At 62.9% G+C, this 25,664-nt stretch carries 28 protein-coding genes and 1 pseudogene; 11 read left to right on the forward strand and 18 right to left on the reverse strand.

The features are described from left to right. Nucleotides 1-16: 16 nt before the first annotated feature. A complete protein-coding gene (locus NKI50_RS25920) occupies nt 17-2,239 on the forward strand; it encodes an AMP-binding protein (protein ID WP_023719844.1) in 2,223 nt (740 codons plus the stop codon). A 24-nt stretch (nt 2,240-2,263) separates the two neighbouring features. On the opposite strand, the gene NKI50_RS25925 is transcribed toward NKI50_RS25920, so the two are convergent. From NKI50_RS25925 to NKI50_RS25935, 3 genes are all read right to left on the reverse strand, one after another. Continuing rightward, nucleotides 2,264-2,527: a hypothetical protein gene (locus NKI50_RS25925; protein WP_023719845.1), complete on the reverse strand. Its 264-nt coding sequence runs from the start codon at nt 2,525-2,527 to the stop codon at nt 2,264-2,266. A gap of 174 nt (nt 2,528-2,701) precedes the next feature. Next, nucleotides 2,702-3,517: a CDP-alcohol phosphatidyltransferase family protein gene (locus NKI50_RS25930; RefSeq protein WP_023719846.1), complete on the reverse strand. Its 816-nt coding sequence runs from the start codon at nt 3,515-3,517 to the stop codon at nt 2,702-2,704. 3 nt (nt 3,518-3,520) lie between these two features. Further along, nucleotides 3,521-4,219 (reverse strand): phosphatidylserine decarboxylase, encoded by a 699-nt coding sequence (locus tag NKI50_RS25935; RefSeq protein WP_023719847.1) that lies wholly within the window; start codon nt 4,217-4,219, stop codon nt 3,521-3,523. Between the two features lie 265 nt (nt 4,220-4,484). On the opposite strand from NKI50_RS25935, the gene NKI50_RS25940 reads away from it, so the two are divergent. Next, nucleotides 4,485-5,351, forward strand: coding sequence for an SMP-30/gluconolactonase/LRE family protein (locus tag NKI50_RS25940; RefSeq protein WP_023719848.1), 867 nt, complete (start codon nt 4,485-4,487; stop codon nt 5,349-5,351). A gap of 5 nt (nt 5,352-5,356) precedes the next feature. On the opposite strand, the gene NKI50_RS25945 is transcribed toward NKI50_RS25940, so the two are convergent. The 4 genes from NKI50_RS25945 to NKI50_RS25960 form a co-directional block, all read right to left on the reverse strand. Further along, nucleotides 5,357-5,704 carry a hypothetical protein gene (locus NKI50_RS25945; RefSeq protein WP_023719849.1) on the reverse strand — a complete coding sequence of 116 codons (348 nt, stop codon included), beginning with the start codon at nt 5,702-5,704 and terminating at the stop codon, nt 5,357-5,359. Between the two features lie 88 nt (nt 5,705-5,792). Further along, entirely contained in the window at nt 5,793-7,679 is a 1,887-nt protein-coding gene (locus NKI50_RS25950) for an ABCB family ABC transporter ATP-binding protein/permease (protein ID WP_023719850.1), read from the reverse strand. 21 nt (nt 7,680-7,700) lie between these two features. Further along, nucleotides 7,701-8,060, reverse strand: coding sequence for an ArsR/SmtB family transcription factor (locus tag NKI50_RS25955; protein WP_023719851.1), 360 nt, complete (start codon nt 8,058-8,060; stop codon nt 7,701-7,703). Between the two features lie 60 nt (nt 8,061-8,120). Then, the gene (locus tag NKI50_RS25960) at nt 8,121-9,620 is read right to left on the reverse strand and encodes a LysM peptidoglycan-binding domain-containing protein (protein WP_023719852.1); all 1,500 of its coding nucleotides are present in this window, start codon (nt 9,618-9,620) and stop codon (nt 8,121-8,123) included. A gap of 114 nt (nt 9,621-9,734) precedes the next feature. Between NKI50_RS25960 and NKI50_RS25965 the strand changes: the two genes are divergently transcribed. Then, a complete protein-coding gene (locus tag NKI50_RS25965; protein ID WP_023719853.1) occupies nt 9,735-10,346 on the forward strand; it encodes an LOG family protein in 612 nt (203 codons plus the stop codon). A gap of 84 nt (nt 10,347-10,430) precedes the next feature. On the opposite strand, the gene NKI50_RS25970 is transcribed toward NKI50_RS25965, so the two are convergent. Next, complete coding sequence (locus NKI50_RS25970) at nt 10,431-11,348, reverse strand: LysR family transcriptional regulator (RefSeq protein WP_352481839.1); 918 nt, start codon at nt 11,346-11,348, stop codon at nt 10,431-10,433. Between the two features lie 118 nt (nt 11,349-11,466). Between NKI50_RS25970 and NKI50_RS25975 the strand changes: the two genes are divergently transcribed. Beyond that, entirely contained in the window at nt 11,467-11,757 is a 291-nt protein-coding gene (locus NKI50_RS25975) for a muconolactone Delta-isomerase family protein (RefSeq protein ID WP_023719855.1), read from the forward strand. A 54-nt stretch (nt 11,758-11,811) separates the two neighbouring features. Here the strand turns inward: NKI50_RS25975 and rarD are convergent, their stop codons facing one another. From rarD to cysS, 8 genes and pseudogenes are all read right to left on the reverse strand, one after another. Beyond that, complete coding sequence (rarD, locus tag NKI50_RS25980; RefSeq protein WP_352548978.1) at nt 11,812-12,744, reverse strand: EamA family transporter RarD; 933 nt, start codon at nt 12,742-12,744, stop codon at nt 11,812-11,814. Nucleotides 12,745-12,871: 127 nt separating this feature from the next. Next, nucleotides 12,872-13,411: a hypothetical protein gene (locus NKI50_RS25985; RefSeq protein WP_051409686.1), complete on the reverse strand. Its 540-nt coding sequence runs from the start codon at nt 13,409-13,411 to the stop codon at nt 12,872-12,874. A gap of 4 nt (nt 13,412-13,415) precedes the next feature. Then, nucleotides 13,416-15,038 (reverse strand): citramalate synthase, encoded by a 1,623-nt coding sequence (cimA, locus tag NKI50_RS25990; protein ID WP_198030508.1) that lies wholly within the window; start codon nt 15,036-15,038, stop codon nt 13,416-13,418. Continuing rightward, the gene (gene pip / locus NKI50_RS25995; protein ID WP_023719859.1) at nt 15,035-15,991 is read right to left on the reverse strand and encodes a prolyl aminopeptidase; all 957 of its coding nucleotides are present in this window, start codon (nt 15,989-15,991) and stop codon (nt 15,035-15,037) included. The genes cimA and pip overlap by 4 nt, the downstream gene beginning before the upstream one ends. After that, nucleotides 15,988-16,464, reverse strand: a complete 477-nt coding sequence (locus tag NKI50_RS26000; protein WP_023719860.1) for a GFA family protein — start codon at nt 16,462-16,464, stop codon at nt 15,988-15,990. The genes pip and NKI50_RS26000 overlap by 4 nt, the downstream gene beginning before the upstream one ends. Next, the gene (locus NKI50_RS26005) at nt 16,461-16,952 is read right to left on the reverse strand and encodes a GFA family protein (protein ID WP_023719861.1); all 492 of its coding nucleotides are present in this window, start codon (nt 16,950-16,952) and stop codon (nt 16,461-16,463) included. Before NKI50_RS26005 ends, NKI50_RS26000 begins: the two co-directional genes overlap by 4 nt. 6 nt (nt 16,953-16,958) lie before the next feature. Continuing rightward, a pseudogene (locus tag NKI50_RS26010) lies at nt 16,959-17,329 on the reverse strand (VOC family protein). Further along, on the reverse strand, nt 17,326-18,795 hold the full coding sequence (gene cysS, locus NKI50_RS26015) for a cysteine--tRNA ligase (protein WP_023719862.1): 1,470 nt from the start codon (nt 18,793-18,795) through the stop codon (nt 17,326-17,328). The pseudogene NKI50_RS26010 and the gene cysS overlap by 4 nt, the downstream one beginning before the upstream one ends. A 419-nt stretch (nt 18,796-19,214) precedes the next feature. Here cysS and NKI50_RS26020 point away from each other — a divergent pair, with 419 nt between their 5' ends. Next, nucleotides 19,215-19,364 carry a hypothetical protein gene (locus NKI50_RS26020; RefSeq protein ID WP_023677745.1) on the forward strand — a complete coding sequence of 50 codons (150 nt, stop codon included), beginning with the start codon at nt 19,215-19,217 and terminating at the stop codon, nt 19,362-19,364. Between the two features lie 57 nt (nt 19,365-19,421). Here NKI50_RS26020 and NKI50_RS26025 read toward each other — a convergent pair whose 3' ends face one another. Beyond that, nucleotides 19,422-20,183, reverse strand: a complete 762-nt coding sequence (locus tag NKI50_RS26025; protein ID WP_023719863.1) for an SOS response-associated peptidase — start codon at nt 20,181-20,183, stop codon at nt 19,422-19,424. Between the two features lie 123 nt (nt 20,184-20,306). Here NKI50_RS26025 and NKI50_RS26030 point away from each other — a divergent pair, with 123 nt between their 5' ends. From NKI50_RS26030 to NKI50_RS26045, 4 genes are all read left to right on the forward strand, one after another. Further along, a complete protein-coding gene (locus NKI50_RS26030; protein WP_036244964.1) occupies nt 20,307-20,732 on the forward strand; it encodes an NUDIX hydrolase in 426 nt (141 codons plus the stop codon). A 48-nt stretch (nt 20,733-20,780) separates the two neighbouring features. Then, nucleotides 20,781-21,158, forward strand: a complete 378-nt coding sequence (locus tag NKI50_RS26035) for a TIGR02301 family protein (protein WP_023719865.1) — start codon at nt 20,781-20,783, stop codon at nt 21,156-21,158. A 374-nt stretch (nt 21,159-21,532) separates the two neighbouring features. Next, entirely contained in the window at nt 21,533-21,790 is a 258-nt protein-coding gene (locus NKI50_RS26040; protein ID WP_023719866.1) for a hypothetical protein, read from the forward strand. A gap of 96 nt (nt 21,791-21,886) precedes the next feature. Continuing rightward, nucleotides 21,887-22,690 (forward strand): hypothetical protein, encoded by an 804-nt coding sequence (locus NKI50_RS26045; protein ID WP_023719867.1) that lies wholly within the window; start codon nt 21,887-21,889, stop codon nt 22,688-22,690. Between the two features lie 34 nt (nt 22,691-22,724). On the opposite strand, the gene NKI50_RS26050 is transcribed toward NKI50_RS26045, so the two are convergent. After that, the gene (locus NKI50_RS26050; RefSeq protein WP_352639516.1) at nt 22,725-24,056 is read right to left on the reverse strand and encodes a dihydroorotase; all 1,332 of its coding nucleotides are present in this window, start codon (nt 24,054-24,056) and stop codon (nt 22,725-22,727) included. Between the two features lie 83 nt (nt 24,057-24,139). Here NKI50_RS26050 and ygfZ point away from each other — a divergent pair, with 83 nt between their 5' ends. Together ygfZ and NKI50_RS26060 are read left to right on the forward strand one after the other, a co-directional pair. Continuing rightward, nucleotides 24,140-25,000: a CAF17-like 4Fe-4S cluster assembly/insertion protein YgfZ gene (gene ygfZ / locus NKI50_RS26055; protein WP_023719869.1), complete on the forward strand. Its 861-nt coding sequence runs from the start codon at nt 24,140-24,142 to the stop codon at nt 24,998-25,000. Further along, complete coding sequence (locus tag NKI50_RS26060) at nt 25,000-25,632, forward strand: YfbR-like 5'-deoxynucleotidase (RefSeq protein ID WP_023719870.1); 633 nt, start codon at nt 25,000-25,002, stop codon at nt 25,630-25,632. Before ygfZ ends, NKI50_RS26060 begins: the two co-directional genes overlap by 1 nt. Nucleotides 25,633-25,664: the final 32 nt, after the last annotated feature.

Below are 25,664 nucleotides of genomic sequence, written 5' to 3' on the forward strand. Positions count from 1 at the left end.
GTTGGGAGATGCGGCGATGATCCTGACACTGGCGCTGCTTGCGGGTCTTGTCACGGCCTGGCTGCTGATCGGCGTGGTGGAGAAGTTCCGCCTCGGCCTGCGCTTGAGCCAGGCGCTGCTCTACGTGCCGTTCAAGCTCGCCTACCGGATCAACGACGAGCGAATCAAGATTGCCCGCAAGTCGGCGGCTCCGGTCATCTACGTCGTCTGGCATCAGTCGCGCCTCGAGCCGGCATTGATGCTGTCGCTGCTGCCGGAGGACACGCTGCACATTCTCGACCCGGCTTCGGCCAGATCGCCCTGGCTGGAACCATGGCGCGAGCTTGGCCGCACCATCGCCTTCAACGCCGAGCACGTCTTCGTCAGCCGCAGACTGGTGCGGGTGCTGAAGGGCAAGGGCCGGCTCGCGGTTTACCTTCCGAATGCGGTCGAGCCCGACGTCAAGTCGTTTCGATTGTTCCGCGCCATCACCCGTATCGCCATGCAGGCCGACGCTCGCATCGTGCCGATCTTCGTTGCCGGCGCGCGCAGCCTGCCGGCGTCGCTGACGCCGGCAGACAAGGCGCCGCGCCACTGGTTCCCGCAGCTGTCGATCAGCGCGCTGGAGCCGATGACCATCGCCGAGTTGGTGGCGCGGAACCCCAATCAGGCCTCCAATACCAATGCGCTGTTCGATCGCTTCGCCGAGGCCAGGCTTTTTGGCAGTGATCTCGACCGAGGGCTGTTCCTTGCCATGCGTGATGCCGCCGACCGTGTCGGCGCTTCGCACCCAATTATCGAAGACATCATCGGCGGTGCGCTGAGCTACCGGAAAATGTTTATCGGTGCCAGGGTTTTGGGCCGCCGCTTCGAGGCAATGACAGCGCCGAGCGAAGCGGTTGGGCTGCTCCTGCCCAACGCCAATGGCCTCGTGCTGGCGTTCGTCGGTGTTTTGTCGGCTGGGCGAGTGGCAGCAATGATCAACTATACCGCCGGCCCAGCGAGCGTCACCGCCGCCATCCGCACGGCGGTGATCCGCACCGTGGTCTCCTCACGCGCCTTTGTCGAAAAGGCCAACCTCGCCGACATAGTCGAGGCGGTGGAAAAGGGCGGAGCCAAACTGCTCTGGCTGGAGGATGTTCGCGCAAGCGTGACCGCGCTGGACAAGCTCGCTGCCGCCTTGCTGTGGCGATGGCCGTTGCAGCGCCAGAATGCAGCCAAGCCGGCGGTGATCCTGTTCACCTCCGGCTCGGAAGGCACACCCAAGGCAGTTGTGCTGTCGCACCGGAACCTTCTTGCCAATGCCATGCAGGCCGAAGCCCGCATCACCATCTCGCCGGTCGACATCCTGCTCAACGTGCTGCCGGTGTTCCACTCGTTCGGCCTGACCGGTGGCACCATCCTGCCGCTGGTCACCGGCGTAAAACTGTTCCTCTACCCCTCACCGCTCCACTACAAGCTTATTCCGGAGGTGGCGCGCAAGGTCCGGCCAACGGTGATGTTCGGCACCGACACGTTCCTCGCCAACTATGCCCGCACCGCCAAGGACGGCGATTTTTCCAGCCTGCGCTTTGTCGTCGCCGGTGCCGAGGCGGTGAAGCCGGAGACGCGCCGGGTTTATCGCGAACGCTTCCAGGCCGAGATCATCGAAGGTTTTGGCTTGACCGAGGCCGCACCGGTGGTCGCCGTCAACACCGCCATCCACGGTCGCGACGGCACGGTCGGGCGGCTGCTGCCGGCCATGCGCATGAAACTCGAACCGGTCGAAGGCATTAGCGACGCCGGCCGGCTGTGGCTCGACGGGCCGAACCTGATGATGGGCTACATGACCGCCGATCGGCCGGGCGAGCTACTGCCGCTCGAAGGCTGGCACGACACCGGCGATATCGTCTCGGTCGATCGCGAAGGCTTCATCACCATTCGCGGCCGCGCCAAGCGCTTCGCCAAGATCGCCGGCGAGATGGTATCGCTTGGTGCGGTCGAGATGCTGGTGCAGTCGCTGTGGCCGGAAGAGCATCACGCCGTGGTGGCGGTGCCGGACAGACGGCGCGGCGAGCGCCTCGTCCTGGTCACCACCGCCGACAGTGCCAATCCCGACGAATTGCGCGAATTCGGCAAGAAGGCCGGGGCGGCCGAACTGATGGTACCGAACGACATCGTCAAGGTCGAGGAAATCCCGGTGCTGGGCTCGGGCAAGACCGACTATGTCTCGACAAGAAAGCTGGCGCTCGAGAGGCTGGGACTGAGCGCTGCCGCCTGAGGTTTTCCAGACCTTTCCAAAACTCTAGAGGACCACTACCGATAACAGCAGAATGACGCCGACGGCCATCATCAGCAGGCCCGGCCAATTCTGTGACAAGCCGAGAAAACGGAGCCCGCGCCGCCGCGGCTCCAGAGTCGGACCTGGTGTTGCGAGATTGGGCCTCGGGCTATCCGGCGCGGTGGAGACAGCGGCCGGCTCACTGAGCCGCCCGCGCATGATGGCTGCAACCGCCATATATACGAGGCCGGCGACAGTCAGTAATGCGCCAATGAGGATGACAGCCATTTCTCGTATTCCGATGATTCTGGGCCCGATGCGGCAGCTTGCGCGACGTTGACGATCACGAGCAGTCGCTCAAACGGACCTACCGACACAAACGGTCAGGCGCCCAGCAAGTTCCGAAAACGTGGTTTTGAAGGGCGTTCCACAGCGCCGCGTGCGAAATTGGCACCAAATCTGTCAGCCGATGTCCGAGGACGGTACCTTCTCGCCTTCGCGCTTGGCGCGTCTGGAATAGGCGCGCACGCTGAATGGCAAAAACAGCAAATAGCCGGCAACCGAAGCCGTCAGCGTATACCAGGGATAGGTCATCAAAAGCAGGACGTAGAGGACGACTGCGAGGATGATCGGCAGCACTCTGTCGCCCGGTATCCTGACGCTCTTGCCGGAATAGACGGGCAGTCGGCTGACCAGCAGGAACGCCACCAATATTGTAAAGCCGGTGGCAATGAAGGCCGCCAGGCGGCTGGGTTCAAGGCCAAGCCTGAGGAAGAACAGATAGAGCGGCAGCATCACCAGCACCGCACCCGCCGGCGCCGGCACGCCAACGAAATATTCGGTTTGCCACTGCGGACGGTCGAGCTCTTCGTCGAGCACGTTGAAGCGGGCAAGCCTCATCCCACAGGCGATGGTAAACAGCAGCGCCGCGATCCAACCCGGCGAACCTGCCCTGTCGAGCAGAAAGGCATAAAGCACTAGCGCCGGTGCCACGCCGAAATTGACGATATCGGCCAGCGAATCCATCTGGGCGCCGAATTTGGAGGTCGCCTTCAGCATTCGCGCCAGGCGGCCGTCGATACCATCGAGGAAGGCGGCGAGCAGTACCATCACCACCGCCGGCTCGAAGCGGCCTTCGAAGCCGAAGCGGATGCCGGACAGGCCGGCGCAGATGGCAAGCACGGTGACCAGATTGGGCAGCACCATGCGCATCGGGATTTCACGGATGCGCGGGCCGCCGCCGCCATGCGCCTCGAATTTCTTGAACGGCGGGGCCACCGGTCAGGATATCCGCACGAGCGGCGTTGCGGCAACGCCGCCGAATTCCGCCAGCACCGTCTCACCGCCTACCGCCGTCTGGCCGACGGCAACGCGCGGCGTCGCCGTCGAGGGCAGGAATACGTCCACGCGCGAGCCAAAGCGGATCAGCCCGAAGCGCTCGCCGGTGCCGATGGCGCCGCCGGTCTCGGCCCAGCAGACGATCCGCCGCGCCACCAGGCCGGCGATCTGCACCGCAGCCACCGTGCCGTTGGGGCTCTCTATGACCAGCCCGTTGCGTTCGTTCTCGGTGCTTGCCTTGTCGAGTTCGGCGTTGAGGAATTTTCCTGGCCGATGCTCGATCCTGGAGATGCGGCCACGCACCGGGGCGCGGTTCACGTGGCAGGAAAAGACATTCATGAATACCGAGATGCGGGTCATTTCGCCGCCGCCGAGGCCAAGCTCGCGCGGCGGCACGGCCGGGCCGACGGCCGAGACGATGCCGTCCGCCGGGCTGACAACCAGCCGGTCGTCGATCGGCGTGACACGCTCGGGATCGCGGAAGAAATAAGCGCACCACGCGGTCAGAATGAGACCGATCCAGAACAGGGTCGAGGAGAAATAGCCAAGAAAAAGCGTCGCCGCGCCGAACGCAGCGATAAAGGGATAACCCTCGCGATGGATCGGAACGAACGCATTTTTGATCGTGTCAACGAGGCTCATGGGATGAGGGCAACCTTGGTTCCAAGTCCGGCCTCAATAGCGGAAACACCCCTTCGCCGCAACGCGACAATCAGGCGGTCGGGTGTTGGCGGTCGTGCCGCCTCAGGGGCGTCCTTGGCAGCATCCGGACTGCCGAAGTGGTCAACCGGAAATATGTTGATTGCGATTGTCGGCACGAAGCCCCCACGCCCGTCCTTGGCAAGACAGCGCCTCTCATCGGCCTTTCGGCCGTGACGATTTGCGCAAACCCGGAGGTTCTCGGCCCATGCAGAAATCAGCAGCCAGGCAAGCGCAAGTGGTGATGAACGGTCTGGCCTTTGGCGAGTCGCCTCGCTGGCACGATGGCCGGCTGTGGTTCTGCAACTGGGGCACAGGCCAGATCATCGCCGTTGACGCCCTAGGCAACAGCGAGATCGCGCTCATCGTGCCGGCCACCCTGCCCTACTCCATCGACTGGCTGCCGGACGGGCGGCTGCTTGTCGTGTCCGGCCGCGAAGGGCTGATCCTCAGGCAGGAGGCTGACGGGACATTGGTCACCCATGCCGATCTGAGACATCTGTCGAAGAGCCCATGGAACGAGATCGTCGTCGACGGGCGCGGCAACATCTACGTCAATGGTGGTGGGCCGGCTCCGGCTTCCGGCCAGCATTTCGGCCCCGGCACCGTCGTGCTGGTTGCACCTGACGGCTCGGCTCGGCAGGTGGCTGAGAATCTCGCCTTCGCCAATGGCATGGCAGTGACGCCCGACAACAAGACGCTTGTCGTTGCCGAATCCCACGCCAACCGGCTGACCGCCTTCGACATCGCTGCCGATGGCCACCTTTCCAATCGGAGAGTCTGGGCCAATCTTGGCAACGGTTTTCCCGACGGCATCTGCCTCGATGCCGAAGGTGCCGCCTGGTACGCCGACGTTCCGAACAGGCATTGCGTGCGGGTGCGCGAGGGCGGCACAATGCTCGAAAGCGTCGACGTCGATCGCGGCTGTTTTGCCTGCATGCTCGGCGGCAGCGAGGGAAAAACGCTGTTCATCGTGGCCGCCGAATGGCGCGGCTTCGAACATATGATCAGCGATGCCCGTACCGGCCAGGTGCTCAGCATCGAGGCTACCGCGCCGGGAGCAGGCTGGCCATAGAGAGCTTACACCGCGGGAATCCGCTGGTAATTGGCGATATCGGCCCTGACGCCAAGTCGCGCAATGGTCTCCTGAGGATTGAAGCCGATGCGCTCATGCGCGGCCTTGATGATCGGCACGACCTTATCGACAGCGGCCTGCCCTTCCCATTCGACAATGGTCACGAGGTTGAACTCCCCCGGCCCCGAGAATTGCTCGAGCAGGAAATCCTGGACGAACCCTTGCTGCTGGCGCAGCAATTCATGCGTCATCCGGACCTTGGCAAGAATCTCCTCGCGAGCGTTGGCCGGAACGACAAACTTGTCCACCCGGAATACGCTGCCGCCACTAACTGCCTGATTTATCCCATTCATATCGATTGTCTCCGTTTTTGAACGACGCATCTTGCTACGATCCAAAACGGCCTACGATCTCAACTTAAGTTGAGGTCAAGCACGAATTTCAGCTCACCTCCGAGGTGCGGCGGCGGACGACGACGCCGAACTCGTCGCTTTCGCGGGCAATGCGCAGCCGCTCCTCGGCCTCGCTTGCCTCGCGCTGCCGGTCCCACATCGATGCATATAGGCCGCGCTTGGCCATCAAGGCGGCATGGGTGCCGCGCTCGGCGATCTGGCCGTCCTGCAGGACGATGATCTCGTCGGCCGAAATCACTGTAGACAGTCGATGGGCGATGACGAGGGTGGTGCGGCCCTGGCTGACCAGGTCCAGTGCCGCCTGGATCTCCTGCTCGGTGTGGCTGTCCAGCGCCGAGGTCGCCTCGTCGAGCATCAGGATCGGCGGTGCCTTCAAGATGGTGCGGGCAATCGCCACCCGCTGCTTCTCGCCGCCGGACAGTTTCAGCCCGCGCTCGCCCACCATTGAGCGATAGCCGTCGGGCAGCCGCTCGATGAACGGTCCGATCTGGGCCAGTTCTGCCGCCTTGCGCACATCCTCCTCGCTGGCGCCGATGCGGCCGTAGCGGATGTTGTAGGCGATGGTGTCGTTAAACAGCACCGTGTCCTGCGGCACCATGCCGATGGCGGCGCGCAAGCTCTCCTGCTTGACGTCGCGAATGTCCTGGCCATCGATCAGAATCGTGCCACGCTGAATGTCGTAGAAACGAAACAAAAGCCGCGAAATGGTCGACTTTCCGGCTCCGGAGGGGCCGACGATGGCCACCGTCTTGCCGGCCGGCACCTCGAAGCTGATGCCCTTCAGTATCTTGCGGTTGGGGTCGTAGGAAAAATGCACGTCACGAAACTCGACCTTACCGGCATCGACGACCAGTGGCTTGGCGCCCGCCCGATCGACGATCTCGCGCTTGACGTCGAGCAGATCGAACATGTTTTCGATGTCGGTCAGGCCCTGGCGAATTTCGCGGTAGATCATGCCGATGAAATTCAGCGGCACCGAAAGCTGCATGAGCATGGCGTTGACGAAGACGAAATCGCCGACGCTCTGCGTGCCTGCCTTCACCTCGAGCGCCGACAGCACCATGACGACGGTCATGCCGATGCCGAAGATCACGCCTTGGCCGAAGTTCAGCCAGCCAAGCGAGGTCCAGGTCCTGGTCGCCGCCACCTCATAGCGCGCCGTGGAACGGTCGAAGCGCTCGGCCTCCATGGCTTCGTTGTTGAAATATTTGACTGTTTCGTAGTTAAGCAGCGAATCGATCGCCTTCGTGCTGGCTTCATTATCGCTGTCGTTCATCTCTCGGCGGATCGAAATACGCCAATCGCTCGCCCTGACGGTGAACCACACATAGAGCCAGACCGTGACCGCGATCACCAGCACGTAAAGCCAGCCATAGGTGACGGCGAAGATGCCGGCGGTGAGCGCGAATTCGACGATCGTCGGCGCCGTCGCCAGCATGGTGAAGCGGACGATCGTCTCGATGCCCTTGGTGCCGCGCTCGATGACACGCGACAGGCCGCCGGTGCGCCGTTCGAGGTGGAAGCGCAGTGACAATTCATGCATGTGTACGAAGGTGCGGAAGGCGAGCCGGCGCACGGCATGCTGGCCGACCCGTGCAAACAGGGCGTCGCGCAACTGGTTGAAGCCGAGTTGCACCAGCCGCACGGCATTGTAGGCGACGACCAGCATGACCGGCGCCAGCAGGAAGGCCGGCAGCGGCGGCGGAGATTTGGCGTCGCCGGCCAGTGCGTCGGTCGCCCATTTGAAGAAATAGGGTCCGGCCACCAGGGTCAGCTTGGCGGCAACCAGCAGCACGGTTGCCCACACCACCCGCGCCCTCAGGTCGGCGCGGTCGGCCGGCCACATATAGGGCCAGAGATTGCGCAACGTTCTGAAGGTCGAGCCGGAATCGGCGGAAACGGTTTTCTCGGCCATTCTTGTTTACCTTTTTATATCTTAGCGGCCGGAGCAGCAGGAATCGACCAGCGCGGCCAGCGACGCGGAAACATCGGCGAGCGCAGCACGGTCGAGCTCATAGCGCGAGCGCTGGCGGTCAGGCTCGAAGCGGATAAGCCCGGCTTCGACCAGAATCTTCAAATGCTGGGAAACGGTGGACTGCGCCAGGTCGAGATGCTCGACGACCTCGCGACAGCAGCAGGAACGGCTTGCGGAAAGGTGTTTGAGAATTTCGATCCGCGCCGGATGCGAAAGGGCCGCGAGCCGGACAGCGACGGAGCGGCTATCCGGCGTACAGTTGGCCGGCGTGTGTTCATCTGCCGCGCGGCGTCGGTCCGTTACGAGGGAGGATTCGGTCATCGTCCATCGGCGATAAACGATGACTGGCCCTGCCGCAAGCTATCCTGATGGGCAGAACGGCTACTCAGTCTTGACTGGCGCCGTCGTCATCTGGTCGCCCATTGCCTTGAGATCGGCGGGCTCGCCTTCTTTCGATTTCTCCGGCACCTTGAACACCTGCCCCGGCCAGATGCGGTTCGGATTGCTGATCTGGTCCTGGTTGGCGAGATAGATGGTCGAGTAGCGCATGCCCTGGCCATAGACTCGCCGCGAAATCCGCCACAGCGTGTCGTGGCGGCGGATGATGACTGCGCCATTGGCATGTTCGAGCTTGGGGCCCACGGTCTCGGGAGCTTCGCCCGGAGGCGTCGCGACGGCCATTTCGGCCGGGGCCTCGGTGGCAGGAATGGGGGCAGTTGCGGGCGTTTCGGCGGCTGTCGCCGGTGCGGCTTCGGTGGCCGGAGCGTTCGGCTCGGCTGGTTTTACCTCGGCAGGCTTTGGCTCGGCGGGTGCGACGGCGGCAACCGCCTCGCCCGGCTCGCGTTCGAACGGCACGGCGGCACGAGCCACCACCGTCACCCCGTCGGCGTCGAGCGCGTCGACATGGATGGTGTAGGTGCCGACCGGGACGTCGCGTGTCGCTTCGACCAGGAAGTGGCGGTCGGGCGAGGTCTTCGCGTCGCCGAGCAGGATATCATTGGCATAGGCGCGCACCTTGCGGCCGGGATCGGCGACCCCGGCAACGAAAATCTTGTTGCCGTCGATTTCGACGGCTTCGACGACGACCTTGGGCTCCGCCGTGGAAGTAGCAGGCGCTGCCGGTGTGGCGGGCGCTGCCGGAGCCGGTGCGGCTTCAACAGCGGCCGGCGCGGCAGAAGCAGGCGCTGCTGGAACATCAGCCGCCGGGGCGGCCGGCGCTGCGGCAGCCGGCAATTCGGTGCCGGTGGCGGGTGGCTGAACGGCCGCCTGTTCGCCGGTTGGCGGCGAGGCGTCAGATTTTGCCTCAGGGGCAGGAACAGTGAGCAGTTCGGACGGCTTTCCCGGCTCCTCGACCATTGCCAGCACTTGACCGGTGGAATTCTGGGGAATCGAAACGACGGCGGTCTGCGCCGAGGCGGTCACGACATTGTCGGCCGTAGAGCGAAGCGTGATCGTATAGTCGCCGGGCTTCAGCGGATCGTCGAGAATAATGGCAAAGGCGCCGTCGGGACCGGCGACCGTCGAGCCGAGCACAGTCGAACCGTTGAGAATCTCGACCTTGGCGTTGGGCGCTGCATTGCCGGCGACGACGATCGAGCCGTTGCTTTCGACGCGCACGATGTCGAAGGTCGGCACGATCGCACCTGCAGCGGCCGGCGCGGCGGGCGTCGCCGCATCGGTGGACGCGGCGGGCGCAGACGGCAGCCGCCCCTCGGTTGCCGGAGCGACCGGTTTCGAAACCGGCGGCGTCAGCGCCGCGACTTCCGCAGGCGGGGTAGAATTGAGATACGGGTCGAGTGCGCCCGATACATAGGCGGTTCCCGCCGCAGCGACGGAGCCGCCAGCCGCGAACAAAAACGCCTTCAACGGATTAATTGCCATGTTTCCCTGCCCCTTAGCCACCTAATTTCGGTCTAGCCTGTTTTGCCAAAGCCGACAAGAAAAAGCCCGCTCCGGGGCTTGACCATGCCAATAGTCCCTATCACCAATCATAACATGAACACGATTCGATCTGTCTGCGTCTATTGCGGCTCGTCCCCGGGCCGAGATGAAACCTATATCAAGGCCGGACACCTGCTTGGCCGCTCGATCGCCAAGTCCGGCCTGCGTCTGATTTATGGCGGCGGCACTAAAGGTATCATGGGTGCCGTCGCTGAAGGGGCATTAAAGGCCGGCGGCAAGGTAACGGGCATAATTCCACGTTTTCTGATCAACCGGGAGGCGACCGAAACCGCGCTTGACCGGCTCGACGAGCTCGTCATCACCGACAACATGCACGAGCGCAAACACAGGATGTTCGAGAAATCCGACGCCTTTGTGGCGTTGCCCGGCGGCATCGGCACCGTCGAGGAGATCGTCGAGATCATGACTTGGGCGCAGCTCGGACATCATCGTAAGCCGATCGTCTTCGGCAACGTCGGAGGGTTCTGGGATCCGATGCTGGCGCTGCTCGACCACATGGCAACGGAAGGCTTCATCCACACCGCGCAGCGGGTCAAGCCGCTGGTGGTCGAGGACCCGGAAGCGATCGTAGCCGCCATCATGGTGGCGGGATCCTCCGTCGATGCACCGACGGAGGGCGTGCAGTCGGTGATTGATAAAATGTAGAGGGAGTAGGGAGTAGGGAGTAGGGAGTAGGGAGTAGGGATAGACACGCGCGCCGGTTCGGAAGGTGTTGTACTTTACTATTCACTATTCACTATTCACTATTAACTCCTTCATTAACTCCTTCCCTACTGCCTTCCTTAAGTCCGCGATGACCGCCCGCTTGTCCTGACGTCGCCAGGCGAGATGGATCGAGACGGTGCGTTCGAACCACGGCAGATCGCGAAACACGATCTGAGGCGGCGCGGCACTCCGCAGGCTGGCCTGCACCGTCGCCAGCCCAAGCCCGGCGCTGACCAAGCCCAACGACGTCAACGGATCGGTCGTCTCATAGGCTATGTCGGGCAGGAAACCGGCCTTCGCACAGGCGGCGAGAAATTGGCTGCGGTTGGTGTCGTCAGGCTGGCGCACCACCGTGATCCAGGTGCGTCCGTCCAGTTGCTGCGGCAGTATCTCCGCGATTTCGGCCAATGGATCGCTTTCCGGCATCGCCAGAACCAGAGGCTCGCGCATGATGAGCAAGGCGGCGATGTCGGGATCGTCGGCAGAAGGAGGCGTGTAGACGAGGCCCAGATCGAGCGATCGTTCGCGCAGCGCTTCGATCTGCGCGGCGGAACGCTGGCCCTTCAGTTGAAGATGAAATTCGGGCCGGTCGCGGCGAAACTGGCGCAGCATCCGAGCGACAAGCCCGGCATGGACCGCACCTTCGACATAGCCGATAGCGAGACGGCCGACCGTACCGCTGGCGAGATTGCGGCCGAGCTCCTCCAGCCGTCTTGCATGGGCCAGCAGCGCACGCGCCTCGGTAAGAAAGGCGCGGCCTTCGGGATTGAGATGAACACGCTGCCTCGCCCTCTCGAATAATGTGATGCCCAGTTGCTGCTCCAGCTGCATGATCTGGCGGCTGAGCGGCGACTGCGAGATGTGGAGCAATTCGGCGGCACGCCCGACATTGCCGGTTTCGGCCACCGTGATGAAATAGCGGAGCTGGCGCAGGTCGAACATTGTTGCTCCGATGCTCAAGTCCCGTGAGGTCTCAACTTTAGCCTAATCAGTCTTGGACTGTCTGGCCAGCCGAAGCGAATATTTTCGCCATTCCAACGGCCAACATCAGGAGATTCCGATGCAGTTCTTTGCCCTTCTTGTGCGCAACACCGAAAAGTTCACCGACGCCGATTTCGCGCCTCTGCTGCCCGGCGAGGCCGAGCAGCGCCGCACGCTCTATGCCGAAGGCGCCGTGCGTCAGGTGTGGAATCGAGGCGACATTCCCGGCAGCGGCATGATGTTCGAGGCCGGCAGCGATGCCGACGTGCGCAGCCATCTCGCAACCTTGCCGCTGGTCAAGGCCGGCATGATGGACATTGCCGCCGTCGTGCCGCTGCAGCCCTATCCAGGCTTCGGGCCGAAGCGCTGAGCGACCGTGAAAGGGGCGGCTGCCGGCATTAGGCCCGCCAGCCGCCTTTCTTCGTTACGCGGATCGAGCGGATGCGGCGACGGTCTTGCGCGCCGAAGAAAACATCGACCAGGAGTACATCGCCAGCGCCGCCCAGATCAGGCCGAAGGCGATGGCCTGAACGCTGCCGAAGGGTTCGCCGAAAATCAGCACCGCGATCAAAAAGACGATTGTCGGCGCGATATATTGCATGATGCCGATGGTGGAGAGGCGCAGCAGCCTGGCGCCGAACGCAAACAACAGCAGCGGCACGGCGGTGACCGGTCCGCAGCCGACCAGCAAGGCGGTGTCGTTCAAGGAGCTGGAGACGAAATGATCCTGTCCTGTGGCGATCAGGAAGACGATGTAGCCGAGCGCCGGCACCGACAGTAGCAGCACTTCGAGCAGGAAGCCCTGGCTTGGACCAATTGGCAGCGTCTTGCGGAAGAAGCCATAGGCGGCAAAGGAAAAGGCCAGCACCAGCGACACCCAGGGCAGCTTGCCAGCGTCGATGGTTAGCACCGCGACGGCGATTGCCGCGAGCACCACCGCCGCGATCTGCAGGCGGTCGAGCCGTTCGCCGAGCAGCAGCGCGCCGACAACGACGCTGACCAGCGGGTTGATGTAATAGCCAAGCGCGGTCTCGATCGTGCGGTCGACCGCGATCGCCCAGACATAGATGCCCCAGTTGACCGAGATCAGCGCCGCCGTCAGCAGCGCCATCGAAATGATGCGCGGCGAACGAACGGCCGCTTTGAAATCGGCAGTGCGGCCCGCCCAGACCAGGACGGCGGCCGCGATCGGCACCGACCAGACGATGCGGTGGGCGATGACTTCGGCCAGCGGCAGATGCGCGACAGCCTTCATGTAGAAGGGCAGCAGCCCCCAAAGCAGGTAGGCGACGAGCGCCAGCAAGAAGCCGCGACGAGCTTTGGTATCGGCCTCGATTTGAAGTACTTGGGTAGCCATGGCCCAAGGCTATGCGCCAGCGGCCCCGGCAAGACCATCGCAAAGTTCTGATGGATCAATGGAGTCTCGCTGATGGTTCAAGAACCCGGAGTTTTCACCAGTTCATTGAAATGCGCGAAGCCCGCAGTCATTTGGTCTCGCCGGGCGCAGGCACCAATTCCATGAATTCCGCTCCAACGGTGTCGTGACGAAAGCCCGTCACGCATTCTGCCACCTCGATCGGAATATCGGCGATAAAGTCTATGGCGGCAGCACCTGCGTCCTCGCGATCCTGATCTGCGAAGCGCTCGCGGCGGATCTCCTCGAAACAGGATGGAAGGTTTCCTGTCGCTTCCAGGTTGCGCGCACCGTCTGCGCTGGTGTGTCGTATGCTCCAGACTTCGTGCCCGTCGCGCCACTGTTCGGCCCATTGCAGCATGACCGTATCGATATTGTGAACGACGACAATGTCCCTGCCCGTCGAAAGGTTAGCCAGGCGCTTCTCGTCCACCAGGTCCATGTTCACGTCGTTAAAAATGACGACAGACCAATTTTGACCAACCGTCACGCCATTGTAGTCAAAATCAAAAACCTCGTCCGATTGTCCGCTCTGAGCCAGACCGAAAGCCAGCGCTGCCTTCGCGAGTGGCAGACCATTGAATGCGACCCAGCTTATCGTGAAGCCCATTTCCTCACTCCGCCGCGATCAGCCCGGCCATGTCGCGGTTCTTCATCAGCTTGTAGACGATCGAATCCATCAGCGCCTGGAACGAAGCATCGATGATGTTTTCGGAGACGCCGACCGTCCACCAGCGCGCACCGGTGCCGTCATGCGATTCGATCAGCACGCGGGTAATCGCCTCGGTGCCACCATTGAGGATACGCACCTTGAAGTCGGCCAGCTCGAGATCGGCGATCTCGCTCTGGAATTTGCCGAGATCCTTGCGCAGCGCAATGTCGAGCGCGTTGACCGGGCCATGGCCTTCGGCGACCGACATCTTCTCCTCGCCCTCGACCAGCACTTTCACAATCGCCTCCGAGACCGTCTTCAGCTGGCCGTTGGCGTCGAAGCGGCGCTCGACCATGCAGCGGAATGAAGTGACGCGGAAGAATTCCGGCACGCCATGCAGCATCTTGCGCGCCAGAAGCTCGAAGCTGGCGTCGGCGCCTTCGTAAGCGTAGCCCTCCGCCTCACGCTCCTTGACCACGGCGATCAGCGCGTCGAGGCGATGGTCGTCCCGGGGCATGTCGATGCCGCGCCGTTTCAGCTCGGCCATGAAATTCGCCTTGCCGCCTTGGTCCGAAACCATGACGCGGCGGCGGTTGCCGACAGTCTCTGGCGGTACATGCTCGTAGGTCGCCGGCTCCTTGGCCAGCGCCGAGGCATGGATGCCGGCCTTGGTAGCGAATGCGGAGGCGCCGACATAGGGGGCCTGCGCTTCCGGCGCACGGTTCAGCAACTCGTCGAAGGCGCGGGACAAGCGCGATATACCGGTCAATGCCTCCGCTGAAATGCCCGTTGCAAAGCGGCCGGCAAAGGCAGGCTTCAACGACAATGTCGGCACGATCGAGATCAGATTGGCGTTGCCGCAGCGCTCGCCTATGCCATTCAGCGTGCCCTGGATATGGCGCACGCCGGCCTCCACGGCGGCAAGCGAATTCGCCACCGCCTGGCCGGTGTCGTCATGGGCGTGGATGCCGAGATGGTCGCCCGGTATGCCGGCCGCGATCACCTTTTCGACGATGGCGCGCACCTCGGAGGGCTGCGTGCCGCCATTGGTGTCGCATAGAACCACCCAGCGCGCGCCGGCATCGTAGGCCGTCCTGGCGCAGGCCAGCGCATAATCGGGGTTGGCCTTGAAGCCATCGAAGAAATGCTCGCAGTCGACCATCGCCTCCTTGCCGGCACTGAGCGCCGCCTCGACCGAGGCCTTGATCGCCTCGAGGTTCTCCTCATTGGTGCAGCCGAGCGCGACGCGGACATGGTAGTCCCAGCTCTTGGCGACGAAGCAGATGGCATCCGACTTCGACTGGACCAGCGCGGTGAGGCCGGGGTCGTTCGAGGCCGACACTCCTGCCCGCTTGGTCATGCCGAAGGCGACGAACTTGGCATCGGCCGTGCGACGCTCGGCGAAAAAGGCGGTGTCGGTTGGATTGGCGCCAGGGTAACCGCCCTCGACGTAGTCGATGCCGAACTCGTCGAGCAGCTTGGCGATGGCGATCTTGTCCTCGACGGAAAAGTCGATACCCGGCGTCTGCTGACCATCGCGCAGCGTCGTGTCGAACAGATAAAGGCGCTCGCGAGCCATCGTCATTTCCCGGCAAACACGTCCGTTGCGCGGATCAGCCTGTCGAGGATGCCCGGCTCCGAATAGGCGTGGCCGGCACCTTCGATCAGATGGAAATCCGCTTTCGGCCACGCCTTGTGCAGCGCCCAGGCATAGCGCGCCGGGCACGGCATGTCGTAGCGGCCGTGAACGATGCTACCCGGTATATCCTTAAGCTTCCATGCATCACGCAGCAGCTGTCCCTCTTCCAGCCAGCCGGCATGGACGAAATAGTGGTTCTCGATGCGGGCGAAGGCCAGGGCATAATCATCCTGGCCGAAGGGACCGCTGGTTTCCGGTTCCGGCAGCAAAGTGATCGTCTCGCCCTCCCACAGGCTCCAGGCGCGAGCGGCCTCGACCTGCGCCACAGGATCGCTACCGACCAGCCGTTTGCGGTAGGCGGCCATCATGTCGCCGCGCTCAGCCTCCGGAATGGGCGCCAAAAACCGCTCCCATTTGTCGGGGAACATCTCCGAGACGCCGAACTGGTAGTACCATTCGAGTTCGGCGCGGGTCAGCGTGTAGATGCCGCGCACGACCAGTTCGCTGACCCGCTCGGGGTGTGTCTCGGCATAGGCCAGCGCCAGCGTCGAACCCCACGAGCCGCCGAACACCAGCCATTTGTCGAAGCCGCACATGTCGCGCAGCCGCTCTATGTCGGCGACCAGATGCCAGGTGGTGTTGGCTTCGAGCGAGGCATTGGGCGTCGATTTTCCACAGCCACGCTGGTCGAACAGGATGACATCGTACAGCGTCGGATCGAACAGCCGCCGGTGCTTTGGCGAAATGGTGCCGCCCGGTCCGCCATGCAGGAATACCGCCGGCTTGGCACCGCGGGTGCCGGAGCGCTCCCAATAGACCTGATGGCCATCGCCAACGTCTAGCATGCCGGACTCGAAAGCCTCGATCTCGGGATAGAGGGTGCGGAATTCGCTGCTCATAGTTTCAGGCCCTGGTGCGGCCAGTTGGCCGTCTCGTGATCGGGATGCTGGAAGGAGATGATTGACTCCTGTCGCGCGTAGAAATCCGGATCGTCGTGGATTGGCGCGTCGAAGATCGTCTCCACCCAAGGCAGCCTGGCGGCGTAGTTGACCTGGATCTGCGGCGCCAGATCGGAACGGTCGTCGAAGGCGCCGATGGCGATCTCGAGCGCGCCGGGCTGGCGGTAGGTCAGCGGCGTGCCGCAGCGGGCGCAGAAGCCGCGATCGATGTTGACCGACGACTGAAAGTAACTCGGCTCCTCGCGCAGCCATTCGACGCCGTCGCTCGGCACTGTCACAAGCGCGCCGAAAAACGAGCCGAACTGTTTCTGGCACATGCGGCAATGACAGATCGAGGGGCGGCCGAGCGCGCCGTGGATGCGGAAGCGCACGGCGCCGCACTGGCAGCCGCCGGTACGAACGGTTTCGGTCATGATCTTTCCTCCGGCGGCCATTGTTCGGTGTCATGGTCGGGATGTTGGTAGGAGACGAGGTCGGCGAGATAGGAGGCAGACGAGACGTCGGCCATCGTTTCCTCACCGGGCAATTCGTGGACATGATCCACATAGGGGAGCTTGGCTTCGACACCCCATTGGATCGTCGGCGCGATCTCCTCGGGGTGGTCGAATGCGGCGATGGCGAGCGCCACGCCGTCGGTCGCTTCGAAGGTCAGCGGCGTGCCGCATTCGGCGCAGAAACCGCGCAACGCCGCATTGGACGAGCGGAAGCGTTTGGGCTCGCCGCGCGTCCAGTCGAGTCCTGCGCCGCGCACCGAGACCAGCGGCAGGTAAAAATTGCCGCTCGCCTTCTGGCACATGCGGCAATGGCAGACGGAGGCATCGCCGAGCGCGCCTTCGACGCGGAAGCGCACTGCGCCGCACTGGCAGCCGCCCGTATACACCGGTCTGTTGTCAAGGCTCATCGCATTTTACTCCGGAGCATGGCAGACCGCCTCGACATTGTTGCCGTCGGGATCGAAGACGAAGGCGCCATAATAGTTCGGATGATAGTGCGGGCGCAGGCCCGGCCCGCCATTGTCCTTGCCGCCGCGTGAAAGGCATCGACCTCGGCACGGCTGCGCGCCGTGAAAGCGACGTGTTGATGATCCTTCGGCTTGTCCTTGCCGGCATGCAGCCAAAACACTGGCCGGTCGCGGCCGTAGCCGCCGACCTTGGCGCCGCCGGTATATTCCTGCGGCACCATGTAGAGCAGCGAGGCACCAAGCGGCGCCATCGCCCTGTCGTAAAAAGCTTTCGACACGTCGAAATCCAAAACGGTGATGCCGAGATGATCGATCATCTTTTTACCTCCCAGGTGGTGATGCGTTCGCCGGTGACAGGGTCCTTGCCGTCCTTCAACTGGATGCCTTGCGCCAGCAACTCGTCGCGGATGCGGTCGGCCTCGGCCCAGTTCTTGGCGGCGATCAGCGCGAGGCGTTTGGCGATCGCTTTGGCAATGGCGTCTTCATCCACCTTGGCTGTTGCGACGTCGAAGCCGAGGAACAGCAGCGATGCCTTCAGCAAAGTGGCAGCATCGTTGTCTTCGGCGGCTGCGTTGCTGCTACCAGCGTCGAAATCAACAGCATCGCCAGCCAACTGGGTCAGCAACTGGAATGCGGGATAGGTGGCGAGGTCATCCGACAGCACTTCGATCACATCCGCCGGCACCGATTTTGCCGTTGGCGGCGCCAGATCGGCCGCTCGCTTCCATTTGCGCAGCGTATTCTCCGCCTCTTCCAGCTTGCGTACGGAAAAGTCGATCGGCTCGCGATAATGCGTCATCAGCATCGCCAGCCTGAGCACCTCGCCCGGCCATTTGCGGCCGCCAAAAGTCTCCGTCTCCAGCAGTTCGGTGATCGAATAGAAATTGCCCAGGCTCTTGGACATCTTCTGGCCCTCGACCTGCAGGAAACCGTTGTGCATCCACACCTTGGCCATCGTTTCGGTGCCGTGGGCGCAACGTGACTGGGCGATCTCGTTCTCGTGGTGTGGAAAGATCAGGTCGAGACCACCGCCATGGATGTCGAACACCTCGCCGAGATAGGCGGCCGACATCGCCGAGCACTCGATGTGCCAGCCCGGCCGACCCCTGCCCCACGGACTCTCCCAGCCCGGTTCCTCGGGCGAAGACAATTTCCACAGCACGAAATCCTGCGGGTTCTTCTTGTGCGCATCGACGGCGACGCGGGCGCCTGCCTGCTGCTCGTCGAGATTGCGCTTCGACAACTGTCCGTAGTCCGGCATGGAAGCGGTGTCGAACAGGACTTCTCCAGCCGCGACATAGGCATGGCCGCGTTCGATCAAGCGTTGAATCAAGAGGATCATGTCGACCTTGCCGTCGGGCCTAGGCTCGACGAACTCGGTGGCGCGCGGCTCGACCGTCGGTTCCAGGCAACCGAGCGCCGCCACGTCCTTGTGGAACTGATCGGCGGTCTTTTCGGTGACCCGCCTGATCGCTTCGTTCAGCGACAGCTTGCCCAAGGCAATCTCGCCGCCGAAATCGCGCAGCGCGCGAGCGTTGATCTTGTCGTCGACGTCGGTGATGTTGCGGACGTAAGTGACATGCGCTTGCCCGTAGAGATGGCGCAGCAAACGGAACAGCACGTCGAAGACGATCACCGGCCGCGCATTGCCGATATGGGCGAAGTCGTAGACCGTCGGGCCGCAGACATACATGCGCACGTTGCGCGGATCGATCGGGAAGAAATCCTCCTTGCTCCGCGTTAGCGTGTTGTAGAGGCGCAGGCTCTTCGATGCGTCAGACATACGTGCGTTCCGGTGCGTTACTTTGTTTGAGCATGATCTTTTGGGATCGTGCTCTGGATGGAGTCGGTCACGCCGAGGCGCAAAATCGAGCTCCAGCCTGCTGGCCGGGGCGTTTGTCCAATCTGGGAGGAGATGAGGCGAAAACGTCCAGGACCAGCGCGAGGCTAGTCGATAATGCAAATGCCGCAAATGGCGAAAGACGTTTTCATGGCCGGCTTTATCGCCTTGCCCGGTGTTGCCGTCAAGTCGCTACCTTCGCCAAAAATATCGTTGGCTCACAGGAAATGAGCCACTGAAACATTTTATTAAACAGATCGGCACTGTCATGAAACATTCGCCGGCTAGATCAGCAAGCGTCACGATTTGGTCGGATTCGGCCAGCAAACGCAGACACGAAGACGTTACCAGGGAAGAGAATAATGCCTAAGCAAGAATCCAACCGCGCCAAGCAACCGGCGCTCGCCAGCCATTACCGGGCGATCGGCCCGGCAGCAATCGTCGCAGCTCTTCTGCACACCGCGAAGAAGAAGAAGCCGGCACAGAAGATCGTGTCGCCACGCGCTGCCTGAGAATGCCGTCGGGTGAAGATTGAGGCGCTCACGGTGTCCTGGAAATAGTAGCTTTCGCTAAAATAATGTCATTTGACTGTCGTTCGCGCCGGACTTCTGGCGCTTGACCTTCTCGGGCTCAGGCTCGACGACGCCCTTCTCCTGAATCTCCGGCCCGGTATTGGCGACCTTGTTGACGAGGTCGGAAACCGGGATCGCTTCGAAGAAATCGGGCCGGGTGGGTCTCAGCAGATCGGCCACATCACGCGGCTCGAGCGTGCGGCAATCCAGCCAGCGCGCGAAATCCTCGGGATGGATCACCACCGGCATGCGGTCGTGGATATGGGCAATATCGGCATTGGCGTGGGCGGTCAGAATGGCGCTGGTGTCCATTTCCGAGCCACCCGGCTCGGCATACGTCTCAATCAGCCCGGCGAAGGCGACAAGCCCTCCATGCTTTGGCCGCACCCAATAGGGCTGCCCTCTTCTGCCAGCGGTTTGGTGCCATTCGTAGAATCCCGAAGCCGGTACCAGGGCGCGGCGATGGCGCATGGCAGCGCGAAACGACGGCTTTTCCGAAGCCCCCTCAGAACGCGCGTTGAACAGCAGCGGGAAGTTACGCGTATCCTTGACCCAGGCCGGGATCAGGCCCCAGCGCACCAGCATCGAGCGGCGGTCGGGCAGGTTCGAGCCCGGCGCCTGCGGCAATCCGGCGAGCGCCATCAGCACCGGCTGCGTCGGCGCGATATTGTAGCGGGGCGGAAACTCCTCCAACTCCGCCAGACCGAGAAGGGCGGCGGTCTGGTCCGGAGTGGCGGTCAAGGCAAAGCGTCCGCACATGAATTCAGCTCTCGAATGGGTGACATGTGAAAGTGACCATGGAACCTGCCTTTCGCAACCGCTAAAGCTGTTCGCCGACGGCCGGTCCACAACGGGCTATGCCAATCGAGCGATCGGGAACCCATGGAAGCACGTAAGATCATTCCGGCAGTCTCGGTCTGCGTCGTGCGCGAGAACACGGTGCTGCTGGTCAAGCGGGCCAGACCGCCCTCGCAGGGCCTTTATGCCTTTCCCGGTGGCAAGGTCGAAGCCGGCGAGACGCTGGAACAGGCAGCAAGGCGCGAATTGCTGGAAGAGACCGGATTGCAGGCGCGCAACTACCGGCCGCTGCGGGAAATCCACATCGACGGCAGCGGCAATGGGCATCCGGTCGACTACCGGCTGACGGTGTTTGGGGCCAACTATGCCGGCGGCGAGGCGGTGGCCAGTGACGACGCCGAAACCGCCGCCTTCTATACACTGGCCGAAATGACAGCGATGCAGCTTGCCGATGCAGTGTTTGATATCGCCGACGGCCTGCTGGCCACCAGCAAGGGCGGCGCGAACTGAGCTTGAGAATCGCCTTGCAGGCAACAAATTGTTTCAGCACAAGGGCTCATGAACCGCACATCACCGTTTCTCGCCGCCTGCCTCGCCGTCAGTGTGGTTGTCGGCTTGCGTCCTGCCATTGCCGCCGAGGCGCCGTTCGAGCCCGGGCTGTTGCGGCTGGCGGAAGTGCTCGGCTCGTTGCATTTCCTGCGCAATCTATGCGGCGAGAAGGGCGACCGGTGGCGGGCCGAGATGGAAAAACTGATCGCATCAGAAAATCCGAACCCTGAGCGGCGCGCCCGCTTCATCGCCAGCTTCAACCGCGGCTACCGATCCTTCGGCGGCAGTTATACGCAATGCACCGCCTCGGCGACGGAAGCCATCAGCCGCTACATGAAGGAAGGCGAGACGCTGTCTCGCGACATCGCCTCGCGCTACGGGAACTGACGGCGGCAGCTGCCGTTCCGGCAAAGCGGAATCAAGCGTCGGCGCTGTTGGCGGCGGACGCGTTCGACACTTCTCCGCTTGCCTCGGGTGAGGTCTTGGTGCAAACCTGATGTTGCACTTTTGCAACTATGTTAACGAAACGTTAGCGCGCAGATGTGAAATTAACTCAAACTGAAGGTTTCCGTCCCCTTGGCCGGCCTAATCGGGTAAGTTTGAAACGGATCGGACGCAGGTTTGCTTAATGCGACGGGTTTTGTAGAAAACGACCAAAAAAATGTCGCATTTACAAGTACTTACTTCGCCTGCGTGTAAAAGGGACAACTCAAGCTTGATCCCTATCCAACGGATCACCGCTTGAAAGGGTGGACATCGCAATGGAACATGGCGTCAACGACATCGACGCGCTGGTCAGGGAAGAAAAGCGCCTGACCGCCGTGGAAAGCCACAGCGAAGCCTGGGCGGAAGGATTGTCGGCGGGGATCGAGCCGGAAATCATCGCCGAGGCAGCCCTCGAAACGGCATTCGGCGAGATGCTGCGAACCAATGGCGAGACCTCGGCGCTTGCCCTGCTCGATCGCATGCGCGAAAAGGTGGTTGCCGGGGCCTTCGAGCCCGAAAGGCTGCGGCACTGACCCCGGTTCTTTGACGACGGCGCGTCGCCGGACATCATGTCCGGGCACATCATGTCCGGGCACATGAGTGGGCCTGGAACCAGGGAGTAGCAGGCGGTGAATTTTTCGATATCAGGCAAGCCGCGCGGCCTGGTCCTCAGCATTTGGCTTATCGCCTCCTGCGCCACGATTCCCCTTGCACTGTTTCTTGCGAGCAGTCCCGCTCACGCCCTCAGCGAGATCAAGCGCGAAGACCTGCCTTCGCCGGTCACGCCGCCGCCCGACGGCGACATGTCGCCGCCCGGAAGTACCGTGCCGATGCCCGGCCCGCTCGGCACGACGCCACCTGCAGCCAGCCAGCCGACTCCGTCCGACGAGCCAAGGCAAACCGAACCGAAAGGGCCAGCGGACGACGGCGGCATGGCCAATCCGCATGTCGATCCGGACGCGCCTGTGCCCGAAGTCGTTTACGACCTTGCCAAGTTGCCGGAACCGGTCAGGCGCATGCACGATCTGATCGTCGAGGCGTGCAAAAGCGGCGACATCGAAAGACTGCGGCCGCTGATCGGCACGGGCGACATGATGACCCAATTGTCGCTGGGCGACATGGAGGGCGACCCGATCGCCTTCCTGAAAGGGCTTTCGGGCGACACGGAAGGCCAGGAAATCCTCGCCATCCTGGAAGAGGTGCTCAATGCCGGCTATGTCCATGTCGATGCAGGCACGCCGCAGGATCTCTACGTCTGGCCGTATTTTTTCGCCCTGCCGTTGGACAAGCTCGATGCCAGGCAGCGGGTCGAGTTATTCAAGATCGTCACTGCCAGCGACTATGACAACATGAAGCAGTTCGGCGCCTACATCTTCTACCGCGTCGGCATCACGCCGACCGGGCAATGGACGTTCTTCGTCGCTGGGGATTGAGTGGTCAGGCCTGGCCCTTATTGAGGCAGGGAGCTTAGCCCGCCAACGCCTCGGAAAACTCCACCGCCCTGCCTTGGCCTGGCGTGGCAATCTCGCCTTCCCACATCACGCGCCGGCCCCGAACGATAGTGCCGACCGGCCAGCCGGTCACCTGCCTGCCGTCATAAGGCGTCCAACCGGCCTTGGAGCCTTGCTGGGCGTTGGCGATGATCTCGCGGCGCTTCAGGTCGACGATGGTCAGATCGGCATCGTAGCCGGCGGCAATACGGCCTTTCCTGGCGATGCCGAAAATGCGCTGTGGGCCATGGCTGGTCAGGTCGACAAAGCGCTGCAACGTCAGCCGGCCGGCGTTGACATGATCCAGCATGATCGGCACCAAAGTCTGCACGCCGGTCATGCCTGACGGCGACGCCGGATAAGGTTTTGCCTTCTCGGCCAGCGTGTGCGGCGCATGGTCGGAGCCGAGGACATCGACAACGCCGTGCGCAATGCCCTGCCAGACCCCCTCGCGATGGCGCGCGGCGCGCACCGGCGGGTTCATCTGGATCAGCGTGCCTAACTGCGCATAGTCATCTGCGCTCAGCGTCAGATGATGCGGCGTCGCCTCGCAAGTCGCGACATCCTTGTGCTGTTCGAGGAAGCCTATCTCTTCGGCGGTCGAGATGTGCAGCACATGGATCCGGGCACGGACCTGGCGCGCGATGCGCACCAGGCGCTCGGTGCAGCGCAATGCGGCGATCTCGTCGCGCCACACCGGATGTGAGGACGGATCGCCCTCGATGCGCTCGCCGAGCCGCTCGCGCAGCCGGAACTCGTCCTCGGAGTGAAAGGCGGCGCGGCGGCGTGTGTTCCTCAGGATCGAGGCAACGCCTTCGTCGTCCTCGACCAGCAGGTCGCCGGTGGACGAGCCCATGAACACTTTTATGCCGGCCGCACCCGGCAGCCGCTCGAGATCGCCAGCGTCTTTTGCATTGTCGCGGGTCCCGCCGACCCAGAAGGCAAAGTCGCAATGCATGCGGCCGGTGGCACGCCGCACCTTGTCGGCAAGGGTCGTCTCGCTGGTAGTCAGCGGATTGGTGTTCGGCATCTCGAAGACGGCGGTGACGCCGCCAAGCACCGCTGCCCGCGAGCCCGTCTCCAAATCTTCCTTGTGCTCCAGTCCCGGCTCGCGGAAATGCACCTGGCTATCGACGACGCCCGGCAGGATATGCAGTCCGCGGCAGTCGATTGTCTCGCCGGCCGACGCCTGGCGGAGATCGCCGATGGCAGCGACGCGCCCACCATTGATGCCGACGTCGCGAAAACCCTCGCCGTCGTGGTTGACCACGGTGCCACCTGTCAGGATGAGATCGTAGATGGGGGCCATGCGGATCAGGTCTCTTGCGGGGGAAGTGCCAGCGGCTTACGTAATGGCCGACAGTTTTGCAAGATCAGGCTCGTTTTCCCACCATGCCCTTTGCCTCGCTCAGAGATCGCGCACTCGTTTCCGTGTCCGGGCCGGATGCCGCGCACTTTTTGCAGAACATCCTGACTACCGACCTCGACGTGCTCGGGAGCAGCGAAGCAAAGCCCGGCGCCCTGCTGACGCCGCAAGGCAAGATCCTTTTCGACTTCCTGATCTCGCGCGCCGGCGAAAATGCTTTCCGCCTCGAATGCCGTGCCGAGACCGCCGACGATTTCATGCGCCGGCTGACGCTCTACAAGTTGCGCGCCAAAGTCCAAATTTCCAAGCTTGATCAGCCTGTTGTGACCGTCCTATGGGAAAGCGCTTCAACTGCCTCGCAATTTGAATCAGCACCGTTTGCCGATGGGCGGTTCGTCGATGCTATCGTCAAACGCTTCTATGATGGCACCGCAGAAGGAGGCGACCTTGCCGCATGGCAAGCCTTTCGCATCGCCCATGGCATTGCCGAAAGCGGCACCGACTATCAGCTCGGCGATGCGTTTCCGCATGACGTGCTGCTCGACGAGATCGGCGGCGTCGGCTTCAAGAAGGGCTGCTATGTCGGCCAGGAGGTTGTCTCGCGCATGCAGCATCGCGGCACTGCCAGACGCCGGGTGTTGATCGTCTCGGCCGAACGCTCCCTGCCCGCCTCGGGCGCAGAGTTGACCGTGGAGGGGCGGCCGGTCGGCACGCTTGGCTCGACCGCCGGCACGACAGGCCTCGCCATTGCCCGCATCGACCGGGTCAAGGCAGCGTTCGACGCCGGCCTGCCGATCCTGGCTGACGATGTCGCCGTGTCGCTCACCATCCCGCCCTGGGCGAAATTCAGCTTTCCGCAGGAAGCCGTCGGCGCGGAGGAGGCCTGATGGCGGCCGATCGCGCCGGGGCGCCGCCGCGCGCCTGGCAGCGCATGCTGTCCGGGCGACGGCTCGATCTCCTCGACCCCTCGCCGCTCGACATCGAGATCTCGGATATCGCTCACGGCCTTGCCCGCGTCGCGCGCTGGAACGGCCAGACCAGAGGCGAGCACGCCTTTTCGGTCGCCCAGCATTCGCTGCTCGTCGAAACGCTTGTCGGCGAGCTGATGCCGGATGCCGACGCCGATGCGCGGTTGGCGGCGCTGCTGCACGACGCGCCGGAATATGTCATCGGCGACATGATCTCGCCGTTCAAGTCCGTGATGGGCGGCAGCTACAGGGACTGCGAGATCAGGCTGCAGCGCGCCATCCATCTGCGCTTTTCGCTGCCAGCGGAACTCGACGCGGGACTGCGCAAGGAGATCAAGCGAGCGGATCAGATCGCCGCTTATTTCGAAGCGACGCTGCTTGCGGGTTTTTCAACGGCAGAGGCGACGGAGTTCTTCGGCCGGCCGCGCGGCTTCAATGCCGAGCGCTTCGATGTCACGCCGCGCTCGGTGACCTGGGCGCAGAATGCCTTTCTCAAACGGTTTGCGGCGATCGAGAAGTCGCGACGCCAGACTGCCGTTCCAGCCGGCTGAAAACGGTAAATTAACCGGCAAGGACAAGAGTG

The organism is Mesorhizobium sp. M0563 (assembly GCF_040321065.1).
In the GTDB taxonomy this organism is placed as follows: Bacteria; Pseudomonadota; Alphaproteobacteria; order Rhizobiales; family Rhizobiaceae; genus Mesorhizobium.